The organism is Streptosporangium sp. G11 (assembly GCF_051192615.1).
GTDB lineage: Bacteria > Actinomycetota > Actinomycetes > Streptosporangiales > Streptosporangiaceae > Streptosporangium.
In genome coordinates this window covers 1-1,512 of record NZ_JBPJUQ010000276.1, presented here as the reverse complement: position 1 = coordinate 1,512, position 1,512 = coordinate 1, and the positions used below count along the sequence as shown (strand labels likewise).

Genomic DNA, 1,512 nt, shown 5'->3' with positions numbered 1-1,512 from the left:
CCTGGCAGCCGAGCAGGAAGAACGTGACGATCGAGCGATCGTGCCGTCCCTGGTCGCCGAAGAAGGCGCCGAAGGGGAAGTTCTCACCGTTGTTCGCCGAGTGCCCGACGGCGACCAGAGTGCCGCCCTCGGCCAGCCGGTCGTACGCGGCCACCAGTTGGTCGCCGCCCACCAGGTCCACGACGCCGTCCACGGGCTCGGTGACCTCGTGCGGCCCGGATACCACCTCATCCGCGCCGAGCGCTCGCAAGCTCTTGCCGTGCGCGGCCGGGTCGCCGGTGGAGGCCACCACCTGAGCCCCGCCGAGGTGGGCTAGTTGTACGGCGTACCGTCCGACCCCGCCGGTCGCGCCCGTGACCAGCACGCGCCTGCCGAGGATCGGGCCGATCCGGTGGAGCGCGCGTAGCGCGCTGGCGCCCGCCACCGGGATGGTACTGATCGCGCCGAGGTCGGCATCTCGCGGTACGGCGCCGACGAGATCGGTGTCGACGGCGCGGAGTTCGGCCCAGGCGCCGTTGACGGCGAGTGTGACCACCCGCGTGCCGGCGGCCGGGCCGGATCCGTCGGCGGCGGCACGTTCGACGATCCCCGCGGCGTCCCAGCCGAGGACGGTTCCCTCGGGGGCGTTCTGGATGCCGCGCGCGACCTCGCCGTAGTTGAGGGAGGTCGCCGTCACCCGTACCAGAGCCTGGTTCGGGGCGGGTACGGGATCGGGTGCCTCACCGAGTCGCAGGCCGCCGGGCGCGGAACGGTCGACGAGCAGAGCACGCATGGGGTTCTCACCTTCACCGAGAGGTTTATGCCGCTGAGTGGCATAAGGCTACAGGAGGTGTTCGCGCACGAGGTACACTTGGGTTGATGAGCACCGAGATCCCCAGTGGCCTGCCGCTACGCGAGCGCAAGAAGCTCCGCACCCGCCAGGCGCTGATCGACACCGCGCTGGAGCAGTTCACCGACAGCGGTTTCGACGGCACGACGCTTGACGAGCTCTGCGCCGCCGTCGAAGTGTCCAAGCGCACCTTCTTCCGCTATTTCGACAGCAAGGAAGACGTCGCGATGGCGCCCACACAGGATCTGTGGGCCGCCTTTCTGGACGACCTCCAGACCCGGCGGCCGAACGGCGGCACGCTCCTGGCGCAGCTTCAGGACACGCTGCTCACCGCGCTCGGCAGGATGCCCGACGAGGGCTGGGCGGACCGCGTCCTGCTCACCCGCCGGCTGGCCGCCCAGACGCCGTCGATGAACGCGCACGGACTGCAGTTCTGCGACCGCACCACCCGCACCGCGATCACGATCCTGCAGGAGCGCTTCGGCCTGGCCGACCCGCATGACCTGCGGCCCCGACTGGCCCTCGACATGATGATCGCGGCCTTCCACTGCGCGCTGGAGGAGTTGGCGTTCCAGCCCGGATCCGCGAACCGCGACGACCTCACCGCCCGCCTCCGTGATGCGTTCGCCGCGATCCCGGGCAGCGTCACGATGACGCTCCCTTGAACGAGGAGACCGCCCGCC

General features: G+C 70.5%; 2 protein-coding genes. One reads left to right on the top strand and one right to left on the bottom strand.

What is annotated here, in order from left to right:
• The coding region (locus ACSDR0_RS50510; protein WP_435296117.1) for a zinc-binding dehydrogenase at window positions 1–772 on the bottom strand (772 nt) is incomplete at its 3' end.
• An 86-nt stretch (window positions 773–858) separates the two neighbouring features.
• On the opposite strand from ACSDR0_RS50510, the gene ACSDR0_RS50505 reads away from it, so the two are divergent.
• A complete protein-coding gene (locus ACSDR0_RS50505) occupies window positions 859–1,494 on the top strand; it encodes a TetR/AcrR family transcriptional regulator (RefSeq protein ID WP_435296116.1) in 636 nt (211 codons plus the stop codon).
• Window positions 1,495–1,512 lie beyond the last annotated feature (18 nt).

Coding starts and splice junctions, on each gene's coding strand:
- ACSDR0_RS50505 (WP_435296116.1), top strand. CDS start 859: ATGAGCACCGAGATCCCCAGTGGCCTGCCGCTACGCGAGCGCAAGAAG.